This window comes from Actinomadura vinacea (assembly GCF_039532545.1).
Lineage (GTDB): Bacteria > Actinomycetota > Actinomycetes > Streptosporangiales > Streptosporangiaceae > Spirillospora > Spirillospora vinacea.
Map to the genome: position 1 here is coordinate 383132 of NZ_BAAARW010000012.1, position 14000 is coordinate 397131.

Annotated in this window: 13 protein-coding genes; 6 read left to right on the top strand and 7 right to left on the bottom strand. The window is 73.9% G+C overall.

Annotation, left to right across the window (positions count from 1 at the left end; genetic code table 11):
• Positions 1-91 precede the first annotated feature (91 nt).
• A complete protein-coding gene (locus ABD340_RS17100) occupies positions 92-376 on the top strand; it encodes a GlsB/YeaQ/YmgE family stress response membrane protein (protein WP_344589958.1) in 285 nt (94 codons plus the stop codon).
• A gap of 253 nt (positions 377-629) precedes the next feature.
• Here ABD340_RS17100 and ABD340_RS17105 read toward each other — a convergent pair whose 3' ends face one another.
• Together ABD340_RS17105 and ABD340_RS17110 are read right to left on the bottom strand one after the other, a co-directional pair.
• Positions 630-2459, bottom strand: a complete 1830-nt coding sequence (locus tag ABD340_RS17105; RefSeq protein ID WP_344589959.1) for a serine/threonine-protein kinase — start codon at positions 2457-2459, stop codon at positions 630-632.
• Positions 2456-4264, bottom strand: a complete 1809-nt coding sequence (locus tag ABD340_RS17110; protein ID WP_344589960.1) for a serine/threonine-protein kinase — start codon at positions 4262-4264, stop codon at positions 2456-2458. Before ABD340_RS17110 ends, ABD340_RS17105 begins: the two co-directional genes overlap by 4 nt.
• Before the next feature lie 617 nt (positions 4265-4881).
• Between ABD340_RS17110 and ABD340_RS17115 the strand changes: the two genes are divergently transcribed.
• The gene (locus tag ABD340_RS17115) at positions 4882-6387 is read left to right on the top strand and encodes a DEAD/DEAH box helicase (protein WP_344590709.1); all 1506 of its coding nucleotides are present in this window, start codon (positions 4882-4884) and stop codon (positions 6385-6387) included.
• Positions 6388-6485: 98 nt separating this feature from the next.
• Here the strand turns inward: ABD340_RS17115 and ABD340_RS17120 are convergent, their stop codons facing one another.
• On the bottom strand, positions 6486-7199 hold the full coding sequence (locus ABD340_RS17120) for a glycerophosphodiester phosphodiesterase (RefSeq protein WP_344589961.1): 714 nt from the start codon (positions 7197-7199) through the stop codon (positions 6486-6488).
• Positions 7200-7268: 69 nt separating this feature from the next.
• Here ABD340_RS17120 and ABD340_RS17125 point away from each other — a divergent pair, with 69 nt between their 5' ends.
• Positions 7269-8147 (top strand): alpha/beta fold hydrolase, encoded by an 879-nt coding sequence (locus ABD340_RS17125; protein WP_344589962.1) that lies wholly within the window; start codon positions 7269-7271, stop codon positions 8145-8147.
• Positions 8148-8243: 96 nt separating this feature from the next.
• Positions 8244-9218 carry an oxygenase MpaB family protein gene (locus ABD340_RS17130; RefSeq protein WP_344589963.1) on the top strand — a complete coding sequence of 325 codons (975 nt, stop codon included), beginning with the start codon at positions 8244-8246 and terminating at the stop codon, positions 9216-9218.
• Positions 9219-9513: 295 nt separating this feature from the next.
• On the opposite strand, the gene ABD340_RS17135 is transcribed toward ABD340_RS17130, so the two are convergent.
• Genes ABD340_RS17135 through ABD340_RS17150 form a run of 4 tightly spaced genes read right to left on the bottom strand, consistent with a single transcriptional unit; the run spans position 9514 to position 12737 of the window.
• Positions 9514-10407, bottom strand: a complete 894-nt coding sequence (locus ABD340_RS17135; RefSeq protein ID WP_344589964.1) for a RecB family exonuclease — start codon at positions 10405-10407, stop codon at positions 9514-9516.
• Positions 10408-10433: 26 nt separating this feature from the next.
• Positions 10434-11144: an MBL fold metallo-hydrolase gene (locus ABD340_RS17140; protein ID WP_344589965.1), complete on the bottom strand. Its 711-nt coding sequence runs from the start codon at positions 11142-11144 to the stop codon at positions 10434-10436.
• A 55-nt stretch (positions 11145-11199) separates the two neighbouring features.
• Positions 11200-12051: a PHP domain-containing protein gene (locus tag ABD340_RS17145; RefSeq protein ID WP_344589966.1), complete on the bottom strand. Its 852-nt coding sequence runs from the start codon at positions 12049-12051 to the stop codon at positions 11200-11202.
• A gap of 38 nt (positions 12052-12089) precedes the next feature.
• Positions 12090-12737 carry a DUF6758 family protein gene (locus tag ABD340_RS17150; RefSeq protein ID WP_344589967.1) on the bottom strand — a complete coding sequence of 216 codons (648 nt, stop codon included), beginning with the start codon at positions 12735-12737 and terminating at the stop codon, positions 12090-12092.
• A gap of 97 nt (positions 12738-12834) precedes the next feature.
• Between ABD340_RS17150 and ABD340_RS17155 the strand changes: the two genes are divergently transcribed.
• Positions 12835-13209: an NUDIX hydrolase gene (locus tag ABD340_RS17155; protein ID WP_344589968.1), complete on the top strand. Its 375-nt coding sequence runs from the start codon at positions 12835-12837 to the stop codon at positions 13207-13209.
• Positions 13210-13330: 121 nt separating this feature from the next.
• Positions 13331-13990, top strand: coding sequence for a hypothetical protein (locus ABD340_RS17160; RefSeq protein WP_344589969.1), 660 nt, complete (start codon positions 13331-13333; stop codon positions 13988-13990).
• Positions 13991-14000 lie beyond the last annotated feature (10 nt).

Here is a 14000-nt window from a genome sequence, read left to right on the forward strand (position 1 = left end):
GAAATCGACATAACGGGCATACCGATCGCCGACCGTGGGTCGCGGACCTGCTACCTGCTACGCGACCCCAGGAAACGGATGGTGATCGACCATGCTCACGACGATCCTCTGGTTCATCGTCGTCGGCGCCGTGATCGGCGCCTTGGCGCGACTGATCGTCCCCGGGAAGAACCCCATCGGCATGCTGCTGACGATCCTCGTCGGGATCGTCGGCGCGCTGCTCGGCGGTGTGATCGCCGACGCCCTCGGCGCGGGCACGCTCGTCGCGATCGTGTTCGCGATCGTGATCGCCGCGCTCGGCGTGGCCCTGCTCACCTCGGTGAACACCCGCGGGCGCGGCGGACGCGGCTGGGGCGCCCGCCGGCACACGCACTGATGCCCGCACACCCCCAACAGAAGGCCCACAAAGACGAGAAGGCCCCCGTGCCCTGCACACGGGGGCCTTCTCCTGCGCTGTGTTTTCTAAGTCCCGGCCTACGGGGCTCGCCTGGCGGCTCGCCCCTAACCGGGCCTGGCGAGCGCGACATCGCTCCGCGATCTGCCCGGCGAGGCTCGCCTCCGGCATCGCCTCACCGGCCAGGTAGCGCGCTCGCGCGGTCCGGAGGCCACTTCTAGACAGGCCAAGGCCCTCAGGACGGGCTCGGCCTCGGGGTCGGGGTGGCCGCTCTCATCTCGGTGACCACGCGCGGCACCATGAGGTCGGCGAGCCGGTCCAGCGGCACGTCCGCCACCGCGGCCTGGCAGACCTCGCCGGCCATGGTCATGTCGAGACGCTCCACGGCGATGTCGAACCGCACCTCGCGCGGTGCCAGCGCCACCTGGATCGGCGAGCCGGTCCGCTGCAGGTCGGCCGGTCGGATCCGGAACGGCTTGAGCCGCTCGCCCGGGAACGGCGTGGGGCTCAGGCACCGATTCTTGTCGTACGGTTTGAGCCGCGCGGCGAGCCGGGCCAGCCCGTCCGGGGTGAGCGCGGCGGCGGTGAACAGCTCGCCCGGTCCCAGCGTGCGGCCGGTGACCAGGTCGATGACGATGGTGGCGTTGCTGGTGGCGTTCTTCACCCAGTTGCCCATCCCGTCGGGGACGGGCGTGACGCCGAAGAGGTAGGCGGCCGAGATCAGCCGCCCGGTCTTGAGCGTGACCTCGGCGCTGGCGGTGACCTCCTGGACGTCCGGCCGCCCCGCGTACTCCTTGCGGTACTTGGCCAGTTCGCGGTCGGAGGCGGCGCGCAGCGCGGCGTTGATGCGGCGTTCGAGGGCCTTGTCCCGGTGCCCGCTGATGGCCACGTACTGCTGCGTGGCGGCGGCCGCCCCGCCGCCCGCGGCCTGGTCGGCGGTCACGACGCGGGCGCTCACCAGCGCCGGCCGCACCGCGGCCGGCGGCCCGTCGTCGCGGGTGCCGGCCGCGTAGGCGCCGACTCCGCCCGCGGCGAGCGTGGTGACGGCCACGGTCGCCACGATCTTGGTGGAGGCGGCGGCGAAGATCCCGCCGCCGGAGGCGCCCGAGGCGGTGCCCGCCGCGGTCCCCCCGGCCGCGGTGCCGGTCGCGGCCGCGGTGCCCGCCACGCCGCTGGCGGACGGGGCCAGACCGGCCGCGACCAGCGGGAACAGCGCCGCCAGCGCCACCGCCGCGCCCGCCAGCGCCCGGATCCCGCGCTGCTCCCAGCCCGGCCCGTACGCCGACGTCGCCGCGGTCTCCAGCTCGGTGACGAATTCCGCCGCGCCGGGCGGACGCTCCGCGGCGCCCTTGGCCATCCCCCGTCGCACCAGGTCGCGAACCGGACCGGGCACGGCCTCCACCGGCACGGCCGCGTTCAGATGCCCCTCGCGGAGCGCGCCCAGCCCCTCGCCGGCGGCGTACGGGCGGCGCCCCGTGACGCACTCGAAGAACACGCACGTCGCGGCGTACACGTCGGTGGCGGGCGACGCGGGCTCCCCCAGCCACTGCTCGGGCGCCATGTACGCGGGCGTCCCGGCCCGGGACTCCTCCCCCGGCAGCCCCGCGATCCCGAAGTCGATGAGCTTGCTCAGCCCGTCGCTCTGGACGACGACATTGGCCGGCTTGTAGTCGCGGTGCACGACGCCGACCCCGTGCGCGGCGGCCAACCCGAGCAGCGACCCCTTCAGCACGGTCAGCGCCGCCTCCGGCCCCAGCGCCCCGTGCCGGGCCAGGATCTCCTTCAGCGCGACGCCGTTCACCGCCTCCATCACCAGCGCGGCGCCGTGCTCGGCGGTCACGAACCGGTAGAGCCGCACCACGTGCGGGTCGGTGACCTTTCCCAGCATCACCGCCTCTTCGCGCAGCCGCTCGATCGCGGTGCCGTCGCCGTCCCGCCGGGTCAGGTACTTGATCGCGACCGGGGTGCCCGCGGTGTCGTGCCGGGCCAGCACCACTCTGCCCTGGGCGCCCGCCCCCAGCTCCCGCACCTCGGTGAAGCCGTCGACCCGCCAGTTCTCGCTCATGTCCGCTCCGGTCTCGGGGACGCCCCGGGCAGCAGCGCGGCCACCTCGGGCTTGATCAGGTTCATGATTCCGGCGTACGGGAGGGGCCACACCGCGCCGGTGCTGCAGTCCACGTGCGGCACGACCAGGTTGAGCTCCAGCCGCTCCCGGGTGAAGGTCACCTGCATCGGCGCCACGCCCACCGGGGACTCCCGGCCCGCTTCCAGGTCGCCGCGCTTGAGGGGTTCGCGCAGGCAGTAGCGGTACTGCTCGCCGAGCGGCGGCATCTCGCGGGCCAGCGCGGAGATCCCGGACGGGCCCAGGTCGCGAAAAATGTCGGCGGCGGCGAGCGCCCGCCCGGCGCGCAGGTCGACGTTGACGACGTCCTTGTACTCCAGGTCCTCGTCCGCGACGGAGCAGGTCGCGGTGTCGAACTCGTACAGGACCGACACCAGCCGCGGGCCGCTGTAGCGGACGGTGGCGCGGCTCTCGACGGTCGCACAACGCGGCGTGCTGACGGAGTTGTTGTGCGGGCCGGCGACATAGCCGCGGAACGCCGCGATCCGCCGGTCCAGGGGCGCGCGCAGCGCGGTGTTGACCCGCCGCAGCAGAGCGGCGTCCGGCAGGCCGGTGACGCGGACGAACTGCGCGTTCCGGATCTGGAGCGCGGGCCGTCCCGGCAGCGGGGTGCTCTGGTTGAGGGTGGCGACCGCGGCGACCGGGCGCGCGGCGGGCGCGTCCCGGTCGGACGCGACGTAGGCGGCCGTGCCGCCCCCGGCCGCCACGACGGTGGCCGCGCCGACCGCCACCGCCACTTTCGTGCCGGTCGCGGCCATCACCCCGCCACCGGTGGCGGCGCCCACGCCGGTACCCGACGCGCCCGCCGCGCCCGCGGCCCCGGCCGCGCCGCCGGACCCGATCGCGGCGGCGCCCAGCGGGAACAGGGCGGCCAGCGCGACCGCCGCCACCGCCAGCGCCCGCACGCCGCGCCGCTCCCAGTCCGGGCCGTACACCTCGACCGCCGCCGACTCCAGCTCGGCGACGAACGTTTCGGCCCCCTGCGGCCGGGCGCCCGGTTCCTTGGCCATGCCGCGCGCCACCAGGTCGCGCAGCCGCTCCGGGACGGCCCCCACCGGCGCCTCCTCGTTCAGGTGCCGGTGCATCAGCCCCGCGGCGCCCTCGGCCCGGTACGGCCGCTCACCGGTCACGCACTCGAAGAACACGCAGGTCGCCGCGTACACGTCGGTGGCCGGGGAGGCCGCGTCGCCGCGCCACTGCTCGGGCGCCATGTACGCCGGCGTCCCGGACCGGGACCCCTCCCCCGACAGCACCGCGATCCCGAAGTCGATCAGCTTGCTGAGCCCGTCGCCCCGCACCACCACGTTCGCCGGCTTGTAGTCGCGGTGCACCACCCCGACCGCGTGCGCGGCGGCCAGCCCCAGCAGCGACCCCTTCAGGATCGCCAGCGCGGACTCCGGTTCCAGCGGGCCGTTCTCTGCCAGCAGCCGCTTCAGCGACACGCCGTCCACGGCCTCCATGACCATCGCCGCCCCGTGCCGGCTCGTCACGAACCGGTAGAGCCGCACCACGTGCGGGTCGGTGACCCGGGCGAGCATGGCCGCCTCGTCCCGCAGCCGCGCGATGTCGCCGTCGTCGCCGTCCCGCCGGGCCAGGTATTTGATCGCGACCGGGCCGCCGTTCTCGTCGTGCCGGGCCAGCACCACCCGGCCCTGCGCGCCCGCGCCGAGCTCGCGCAGCTCGGTGAAGCCGCCGATCCGCCAGGACGCCCGTCCCGTCCCGCCCGTCATGTCCCTGCCATCGTTCACGGAGCCAAGAATGTCAGGATCGCTCGCGTGCCGCCCGTGACGCCGGGTATCCGGGCCACCACCCGTTCCGGAGGGTTTCGGTGGCCAACTGTGGCCGTTTTGGTCCGGTTCCAGACACCGCGTCGCGGGTGCCGCGGTAGCCCATCGGTCCCACGCACGGCGCCCCGCCACCGCGAACCATTCGCCTCATATACACCATCCCCGGCGCCCCCGGGAATAGCCGGGACGGATGGAAGCGTTCACTCAACAGATCGCCCATTGGTGTCCGGAACCAACGGTCGGTACACTGCGTCGCGGAGTGTGACCGCACGCAGCCACAGCGAGTGACTGCTTTCGACCCCTGACTGCGGTCGCCGAAGGAATCTTGATCGACGGCTGGTCCCTCCCGCGTGAGAGCGCGGCCACATCTGGCGAACCGGCGGCCGTCCAGGCTGGACGGCCCGCCCGGCGCCGGTGTGTTCGACCGACTCGGCCCACCGCGGTATCGCGGCGCCGGGGCCCGGAGCAGCGCCGCCCCGGGAGCGAGGACCCCGCACTTTTGGAGGCTGAAAGCCCTGACTACCTTTGCTGAACTCGGGGTCGTACCCGAGATAACCGACGCCCTCGCCAGCGAGGGCATCGTCGACGCGTTCCCCATCCAGGAGCTCGCCCTGCCGATCGCGCTGGGCGGGCACGACATCATCGGACAGGCCCGTACCGGCACCGGCAAGACGCTGGCCTTCGGCGTGGCGCTGCTGCAGCGCATCACGCACGGCCGCGCCCGGCCGCAGGCGCTGGTGGTGGCCCCGACCCGCGAGCTGGCCCTGCAGGTCACCGACGACCTCCTGGTCGCCGGCGGCAAGCTCGGCACCCGGGTGCTGTCGGTCTACGGCGGCCGCGCCTACGAGCCGCAGATCGAGGCGCTGCGCGAAGGGGTCGACGTGGTCGTCGGCACCCCCGGCCGGCTGCTCGACCTCGTCAAGCAGAAGAAGCTCGACCTCTCCGAGGTCGGCGTCCTGGTGCTGGACGAGGCCGACCGCATGCTCGACCTGGGCTTCCTGCCCGACATCGAGCGGATCGTCGAGCGGATCCCGGCGCAGCGGCAGACCATGCTGTTCTCGGCCACCATGCCGGGCGAGATCGTGGCGCTGTCCCGCAAGTACCTGACCCGGCCCACCAACGTGCGGGCCGAGTCGCACAACGAGTCGCAGGCCACGCCGCAGGTCGTCCAGCATGTCTGGCAGGCCCACCAGATGGACAAGGCCGAGATGGTGGCGCGGCTGCTGCAGGCCGACGGCCGCGGGCTGACCATGGTGTTCTGCCAGACCAAGCGGGCCTGCGACCGGGTCGCCTCCGACCTGGCCCAGCGCGGTTTCGCCGCCGCGGCCGTGCACGGCGACCTCGGGCAGGGCCAGCGGGAGCGGGCGCTGCGCGCGTTCCGCAACGGCAAGATCGACGTGCTGGTGGCCACCGACGTGGCGGCCCGCGGGCTGGACGTCGACGACGTCACGCACGTGGTCAACTACGAGTGTCCCGACAGCGCCGACACCTACGTGCACCGCATCGGCCGCACCGGCCGGGCCGGCAAGGAGGGCACCTCGGTCACCCTGGTCGACTGGTCCGACCTGGCCCGATGGAAGCTGATCAACGGCACCCTCGGGCTCGACTTCGCGGCGCCGGAGGAGACCTACTCCACCTCCGAGCACTTCTACGCGGCGCTGGGCATCCCGGCGGGCACCACCGGCAAGCTCCCCAAGGAGCAGCGCGGCGAGCGCGCCGGCCTGGACGCCGAGGAGCTGGAGGACATCGGCGAGACCGGCAAGACCCGTTCCGCGCACCGCCACGGCGACCGGGACCGGGACCGGGACCGCGACCGTCCCGCGCGGCGGCGCCGGCGCAGCCGTGCCCGCACCCGGGGCGGCAAGCCGGTCGACGCGGCCGCGCACGAGGGCGGCGCCGAGCGGTCGCTCACCCGCGACGAGACGGCCCCGGCCGGCGAGGCCGCGGGCGAGGGCGAGCGGTCCGGCGGGAGCGTCGCGACCGGGCGCAAGCGCACCCGGAGCCGCCGCCGCACCCGGTCCGGCCAGCCGGTCGCCGAGGGCGAGGCGGCACCGGCCGCGAGCGAGGCCCAGCAGACCGCCTGACCCGCACCGCCACGTCCCACTGCGAGATCACGTTCCGGCCGCCGTGATCTCGCAGTGCCCCGTCCCGAGCCCTTCGGCCCCGGTGGCGGCGCAGCCGCTCAGCTCTTGTGGCGGCGCAGCCGCAGTGCCGTCCCCGGATGGTCGGTGATCAGCACGGCGACCCTGGGGTCGCTCAGGAAGCGGCGCATCAGCGGCACCGCGTTGACCGTCCAGACCATGGCCGGGATCCGGGCGCGCGCGCACTGCGCCAGCACCCCCGCCCGCGCCAGCCGGTGGTTGAGCGCCACCATGTCGGCGCCGCACCCGCGGATCGCGCGCAGCGGTACGAAATCGCGTACCGCGCCGCGCTCCCACAGCCCGCGCCCCACCGACAGCGCCGCCGTCACCTGCGGGAAGTCCCGCTTGATCAGCGCCACCGAGGCGGCCTCGCGGCTGGTCACCACGAACCCGTCCGGGCCGAAGGCCTCCAGCGCCAGCGCGACGGCCTCGTGCTCGCAGCCGCGCTCCTTGAGGTCGACATGGCCGCGGGCCCGGCCCCGGATGATCTCCAGGGCCTCCGCCACCCGCGGCACCGGGCCCGGCGCCAGCTCCCGCGCCCGGGCGAAGGTGCAGCGGCTCAGCGGCACCCCGCCGACGGTACGATCATGATGGACGACCAGGACCCCGTCCGCGGTCCGGCGGACATCGACCTCCACGTAGTCGGCGCCGGACGCGACCGCGTCCCGCAGTCCGATGAGGCCCGCCTCGTCCCGGCGATGCGCCGAGATCGCCGGCACTCCGTTCGGAGACGACCGCGCAGCGCCCTGATCCACGGCCTGGACGCTACCAGCCAACCGTCTTGACCGGTGTCTTTCCACGCGAATTGAGTAGGGTTGCACCCTGTGAGTACGCCCCGGTTCCTGACCTTGCCCCCCGGCGTCCGCCGGACGTCGGTCGAGACCTCGCGCGGTGCCTTCGCCGCGCTGGAGGCCCTGCCCGGTTCGGGCGTACCCGAGCGCGGTCCGGCCCTGCTGGTGCCCGGCTACACCGGCAGCAAGGAGGACTTCCTGGCGGTGCTGCAGACCCTCGCCCGCGCCGGGCGCCGGGTCGTGGCCGTCGACATGCGCGGCCAGTACCAGACACCCGGCCCCGACGACGCGCTCGCCTACACCCGGGCCGCGCTGGGCGACGACATCGCCGCGCTGGCCGACGCCCTGGGCCCCGAGCCGGTTCACCTGGTCGGGCACTCCTTCGGCGGCCTGGTGACCCGGGAGGCGGTCCTGTCGGAGCGGGTACTGCCCGCCTCGTACACGCTCATGAGCTCCGGCCCGGCCGGGCTCACCGGCCCGGTGGCCGCGCGGGCGACGGCGCTGCGCGACGCGATCCCGCAGCTGGGCATGGGGCAGATCTGGACGCTCAGCCTGGAGCCGGACGCCCGCAAGCGCGGCCTGCCGCACGAGATCGTCGACTTCCTCCGCGACCGCACGCTCGGCAACTCCGAGACCGCCCTGGTGACGATGGCGCAGGAGCTCCTGTCCTGCCCCGACCGGGTGGACGAGCTCGCCAAGCTGGCCGAGGACATCGGGCTGCGCACCCTCGTCCTGTACGGCGAGGACGACGACGCCTGGGACCCGGGCGAGCAGGCGGCCATGGCCGAGCGGCTCGACGCGGCCAAGGTGGTGATCCCGGGCGCCGCGCACTCCCCTGCGGTCGAGGCGCCCGAGACCACCGCGCACGCGCTCACCGATTTCTGGAACCACTGCGAGCGCTGCACCCGCTGACCAGGCCGCTCCGCTCTTCGCCGGGGCCGGTGGTGCGCGCACGCCCATGTAATGAAACACTTACTGGGATTTGTCTCACGAGTGCGAGGTGTGCGCATGCCCGCGACGATCCATCCCCCGCAGAGCGTCACCTGGCGCGTTCACATCGACCGGGCCATGTGGGTCGGCGGAGTGCGCGGCCTCATGCTGCAGGCCCTGCACCCGGTCGCCATGTGGGGCGTCTGGCAGAACTCCAACTTCCAGGAGGACCCCTTCGGACGGCTCCAGCGCACGTCCGACTTCGTGGGCCTGGGAACGTTCGGCGGCCGCGAGGAGGTCGACGAGGCCGCCGCCCGCGTCCGCGGGATCCACCGCAGCCTGCGGATCCTCAACCGCGACACCGGCAGGAAGGAACGCCTCGACCAGCCCGAACTGCTGCTGTGGGTGCACTGCGCCGAGGTCTACTCCTACCTTCAGGTCGTCCGGCGGGCGGGCCTGCCGGTGACCGACGCGATGGCCGACCGGTACCTGGACGAGCAGCGCGGCAGCGCCACCCTCGTCGGCCTGCACGCCGAGGACGTCCCCGGAAGCGTCGCCGAGATGGAGAGGTACATGGCCGAGATGCGGCCGCGCCTGCGGGTGACCGAGGAGGCCGCCGCCACCGTCCGGTTCCTGATGTGGCCCACGATGCCGGAGAACCTGAAGTTCCTGGCGCCCGGAAAGCCCGGCTGGTTCCCGTTCGGCGCCCTCTGCTACTACACGCTCCCGGACTGGGCCCGCCACATGTACGGCGTCCTCCCCGAGGTCCCGCAGCCCGCCGTCACCGCCGCGCTGCGGTCGTTCCGGACAGCGATGAGCACCATCCCCGAACGGCTGCACGACCACGCCTTCGCCAAGCCCACCCGCGACATGCTCGCCCGTGCCCGCCAACGGCTCACCGCCGAGGGCTACGACCTGAGCCACGGCCTCAACGGCCTACGCGACCCCCGCCGCTGGCCGTGTCATTCTGGGGGGACGACCCCCCAGACCCCCTGGGCCGGAGCGAAACGCCTCCTCCACTCCGCTAGCGCTCCGCTCCGGGCCGACCAGTGAACAAACGGGCAGGTTGCGGCGTGCGCAAGCGTCATTCTTGGCGGTCAGTCGGCAGAGCGGACTGACCAACATCCTCACTCTGCCTTCTGCCGGGCCCCTCAGCTGACAACAACGAAGGCGTGTGGCGTGTGGTTCTACGGCATGTCTCGAAGCGGCCTCAGGTACCGCGCGAGCGCGCTACCTGGCCGGTGGGGCGATGCCGGAGGCGAGCCTCACCGGGCAGATCGCGGAGCGATGTCGCGCTCGCCCAGGCCCGTCAGGGTGCGAGCCGCCAGGCGAGCACCCTGGGCCGGGACTAAGAAGATAGAGCTGCCCAGGAGTCCTTGCGGGGAGCTGCTTCACGGCCCTCGGGGCAGTGGCGGGCGAAGTCGCACCAGGCGCACAGGTTGCCGGGACGCGGCGGGAACATCTCGTCGTATCGCGCGTGGTCGACCGTGCCGCCCTCCCCGGAGCGGGGCTGCGGCACGGTCGGCGGCCGCAGCCGCTCCCGGTACGCCGCGTCGGCCTCGGCCGCCTCGGACGCGATGCTCTCGGCCCGCCGCAGATGCCGCTGGAGGGACTCGTCGGTGTGCTCCCACACCGCCACCTCGCCGCTGGGCAGGTGGTGCAGCTCCACGCGCCGGCACGGACGCCGCAGCACCCGCGCGGCGGCCAGGGCGTACAGCGCGAGCTGGAGCGAGCCCCGGGCGTCGTCGGAGGTGAGGACGTGCCGCCCGGTCTTGTAGTCGACGACGACCAGCTCCGAGCCGCGCGCGTCGAGCCGGTCGATGCGGCCCGACACCGCGATCCGGTCGGTCCGGGTCGCGACCGTCCGCTCGACGCCCAGCGGCTCGTCGGCGGGATCGAGGCGGGCGGCGTACCGCTCGACCATCTCCCGGGCGCGCTCGCGCCACTCGGCGGACTGCGCCTCGTCCCGGAAGCCGTCGGTCAGCCAGCCGCGGACCAGCAGCGTCCCGGCGGCCGCCGCGGTGCGCTCGTGCTCGGGCAGCCGCCACCAGCCCGCCAGGGCGTTGTGCACGCTGGAACCCACACTGTTGTGCGCCCAGCGCGGGCCCTTGGGCGGCGACGGCCGGTCCAGGTAGGTCATCCGGTACCGGCGCGGGCAGTCCAGCCAGTTGTTCAGCCGCGACGGCGTGCAGGTGTACAGGCGCTGCGGCATTCCTTCGAAGCCGAGCTGCTCGGCGACCATGAGTCGAGCCGTCCGTCCGTCGCGGGTCAGTCCTGCTCGCCGTCGCGGGCGAGTTCGCCCCAGCTCTCCCAGCGGGCGTCCTCCTCGCCGACCGTGGTCTCCTCACCCTGGCCGGGCAGCACCCGCAGGTCCTTCGGCAGCGGGGTCAGCAGCGCGCCGATCGAGTTGAGCTGCTTGCGCAGGTCCTCGAACTGGCCGCCGATCGAACCGGGCCGGTTGCGGTGCAGGGTGTCGCCGGAGAACAGCACGCCGAGCTGCTCGCTGATCACGCAGACCGCGCCCGGGGAGTGCCCGGGGGTGTGCACGATCTCCAGCTGGACTCCGGCGATCTCGAACACGCCGCCGTCCTCCAGCCAGATGTCGGGCTCCAGCGAGCGCAGCGCCTTGGCGTCGTCCTCATCGTCCTCCTCCTTGGCGAGGCGGCTGAAGAAGTCGCGCCACAGCAGCCGGTCGGCGCGGTGCAGCGCGATCGGCGCGAAGTTGTCCTCGTCCTCCTCGCCGGCCGCGGCGACCTCCAGCACCACGTTGAGGTGATGCTCGTTGCCGTCGGTCAGGATGACGGCCATCACCTCCCGCTCGCCGACCTCCTTGAGGATGGCGTCGGCGTCGTACGCCGGGTCGACCACGATGACCTCGTCGTCGTCGCCGACGATGTAGGTGTTGCTCTCGACGTCGTACTCGGTTTCGTCCAGGGTGATCGTCCCCGACGTCACCACTTGTTCGATGCGCACGTCCACGCCCGCACCCTATCGCGCGCCGTCCACCGCTCGGGGAAGCCCGAGCGGACCGTCCTCAGGCCCGCCGGACGCTGGACGATCCGCTCGAGGCCGCCGCCAGCAGGGCCTCGTAGGCGGGCACGGCGGTGGTCTCCCGGCCCAGCCGGTCCCCGGTCAGCCCGCCGTGGTCGTCGCTGGAACCTGTTGTGAACAGCCCAAGCCCGGCGGCCAGGTCGCGCAGCCGGGCCCGGTCCTCGGGGGCGTGGTCGGGGTGGTCGGTCTCCACGCCGGCCAGGCCCGCCGCGGCCAGTTCCTCGATCACCTCGTCGCCGAAGACGTAGCCGCGCCGCCGCGCCCGCGGGTGGGCCAGCACGCAGGCGCCCCCGGCCTGCCGGACCAGCTGGACGGCCTGGAGCGGGTCCAGCGCGTACGGCCCGATGTGGGCCCGGCCGCCGTTCGCGATCCAGTCCTCGGTGAACGCCTCGTCCACCGTCGCCACCACCCCGGCCTCGACCATCGCGCGGGCGATGTGCGGGCGTCCCACGACGTCCCCGCCGGCCAGTTCCCGCACACGGTCCCAGGAGACGTCCGCGCCGAGCTCGCGCAGCCGCCGGACGATGGTGCGGGCGCGGACGAGGCGGTGCTCGCGGATCCTGACCAGTTCGTCGGCCAGGGCGGGCTCGGCGGGGTCGAAGAGGTAGCCGAGCAGGTGCAGGCTCTGGCCGTCGTGCAGGCAGGACAGCTCGATCCCGGGGACGAGCGCCAGCCCGTCGGGCAGCTCCCCCGCGGCGGCGTCCCAGCCCGCGACCGTGTCGTGGTCGGTCAACGCCACCACGTCGAGCCCGGCCTCCCGGGCCCGCCGCATGACCTCGGCGGGCGGGCGGGTCCCGTCGGAGATGTCACTGTGGGTGTGCAGATCGATGCGCATGCCCAGTTTTTATCAGGAGCCCGCGGGCCGGGACGCCGTCAGTCCCCGAGACGGGGGCTGAACGCGCCGTACGGGAGATCGACTTCCATGCCGGGTTCGCGGAGGTCGATCAGCTGCGGCCGCTCGAGCATCAGGACGCCCGCGTCCGCGGGCCACAGCACCACCCACAGCCAGTCGCCCATGGCCTCGCCCACGTAGACGGCCCGGTCGGGTTTGGACGGCACCGCCCACATGGGGACCGCGTGCCCGGCCGTCGCGGTGGGCCCCTGGACGTCGGCCTTGACGTGCGGCGGGCTGCCGTCGAAGGCGTGCCCGGGGTCGGGCCCGTCGAGGCCCGCGTAGAAGGCGCCGAGGCCGATCCCGGGCTGCTCGGCGATCACAAGCATGTCGGCGGGGCCGCTGAGCAGGCCCGGCCCGGACAGGGCGACCGTGCACGCCCTTGCGCCGGTGCGCTCGTCGCCGACCGTGCAGAAGCCCGTGACCAGCCAGCCGAACGGCAGCGGCCACGGCACCCAGACCGGCACCTCGGCCTCGCTCAGGACGGCCGCGAGCCCTTCGCTGCTGGGCCTCTTGGGTTCCTGCCTCGGCAGCACCACGCCGTGAACGTCACAGCTCCAGTCGCTGGACCAGAGGCTTGGTGCGTGCAGCGGCCCGCCGCAGCGCGGGCACGTGGGCTCCGCCCTCATGGGTATCCACAGTGCGTGGTGGGACCTCACCACGTCAAGTTGCGCCAGCTCAACCCGGTGGAAAAGGGGCACAAATAGTTGGGTGAACGTACGTTGTGTGGGAGGAATCGCCCGGGACGGATCCGGCCGGCTGCTGATGATCAGGCGTGCCCGGCCGCCGTCGGCCGGAACGTGGTCGGTGCCCGGCGGGCGGGTGGAGCCGGGTGAGGACGACCCGGCCGCCGTCGTCCGGGAGATGCGGGAGGAGACCGGGCTCGAGGTGGCGGTGGGACGCCTGGTGGGGACGGTGGAACGGCCGGGCCCCGGGGGCGTCGTCTACGAGATCCACGACTACGAGGTGACCGTGCGGGGCGGCGAGCTGCGCGCCGGGGACGACGCGGCGGAGGCCCGCTGGCTCACGCCCGGCGAGCTCCGCGCCCTCCCCACCGCGCCGGGCCTGCTGGACGCCCTCGCCGGATGGGACCTGCTCTGAGGGACGGCGCGCGGGCGGCTGCCCGATCCCGGACACCTCACGCCCTTGCCGGGATTCACGGGAGATGGTGGGCTGAAGAGCAGGCAATCATCCAGGTGACTCATCCAGGTGACGGGGAACCATGCGCAGGACCGGTTCGCCGCCGGCGCTGCTGGCCGGCCTGCTCGCCCTCATCGTCATCGGCACGGTCGTGCTCGTCCGCACGGTCTCCTCGGACCCCGACGCCACCGGACGCCCCGCCGGCGCCGCACCGCCCTCGCCCCCGACGCCGCCCGCGCTCGCGCCGCCGTCCACCGCGCGGCCCTTCACCGGCACGGCCACCTACGCCGGCCGGGCCAGGGGCTCCCGCGCGGTGGTGGCGCTCGCCGTCCGCAACGGGTCCGCGGTCGCCTACATCTGCGACGGCCGGCGGCTGGAACTCTGGCTGTACGGCCGGATCCACCCCGAGGGCCTGGTGCGGCTGCAGGGGCCGAAGGGCATCGTCACCGGGTCGATCCAGGGCGACACCCTGATCGTGGCGGCCGGCCTCGACGAGGAGAACCTGCTCGCCTTCCGCGCCCCGGCCGTCAAGGCGCCCTCGGGGCTGTACCGCGCCGTCTCGACGGTCCGCGGCGCCCGGCTCGTCGGAGGCTGGATCGTCCTGCCCGGCGGGGACCAGGTCGGCATCGTCGATCTCGGCCGGGACCGGCGTCCCGCGCCCGCGCTCGACCCGGCCGCCGGAGCCGTCACGGTCGACGGCGTGCGGGTCCCGGTCGCCCCCGCCGATCCCGCCAGGCCCTGATCCGCTCGCG

Excerpts from the sequence above, each read along its gene's own strand:
- ABD340_RS17105 (WP_344589959.1), bottom strand. The coding sequence starts at position 2,459 with ATGAGCGAGAACTGGCGGGTCGACGGCTTCACCGAGGTGCGGGAGCTG.
- ABD340_RS17130 (WP_344589963.1), top strand. The coding sequence starts at position 8,244 with ATGCCCGCGACGATCCATCCCCCGCAGAGCGTCACCTGGCGCGTTCAC.
- ABD340_RS17100 (WP_344589958.1), top strand. The coding sequence starts at position 92 with ATGCTCACGACGATCCTCTGGTTCATCGTCGTCGGCGCCGTGATCGGC.
- ABD340_RS17160 (WP_344589969.1), top strand. The coding sequence starts at position 13,331 with ATGCGCAGGACCGGTTCGCCGCCGGCGCTGCTGGCCGGCCTGCTCGCC.
- ABD340_RS17135 (WP_344589964.1), bottom strand. The coding sequence starts at position 10,407 with ATGGTCGCCGAGCAGCTCGGCTTCGAAGGAATGCCGCAGCGCCTGTAC.
- ABD340_RS17145 (WP_344589966.1), bottom strand. The coding sequence starts at position 12,051 with ATGCGCATCGATCTGCACACCCACAGTGACATCTCCGACGGGACCCGC.
- ABD340_RS17150 (WP_344589967.1), bottom strand. The coding sequence starts at position 12,737 with ATGAGGGCGGAGCCCACGTGCCCGCGCTGCGGCGGGCCGCTGCACGCA.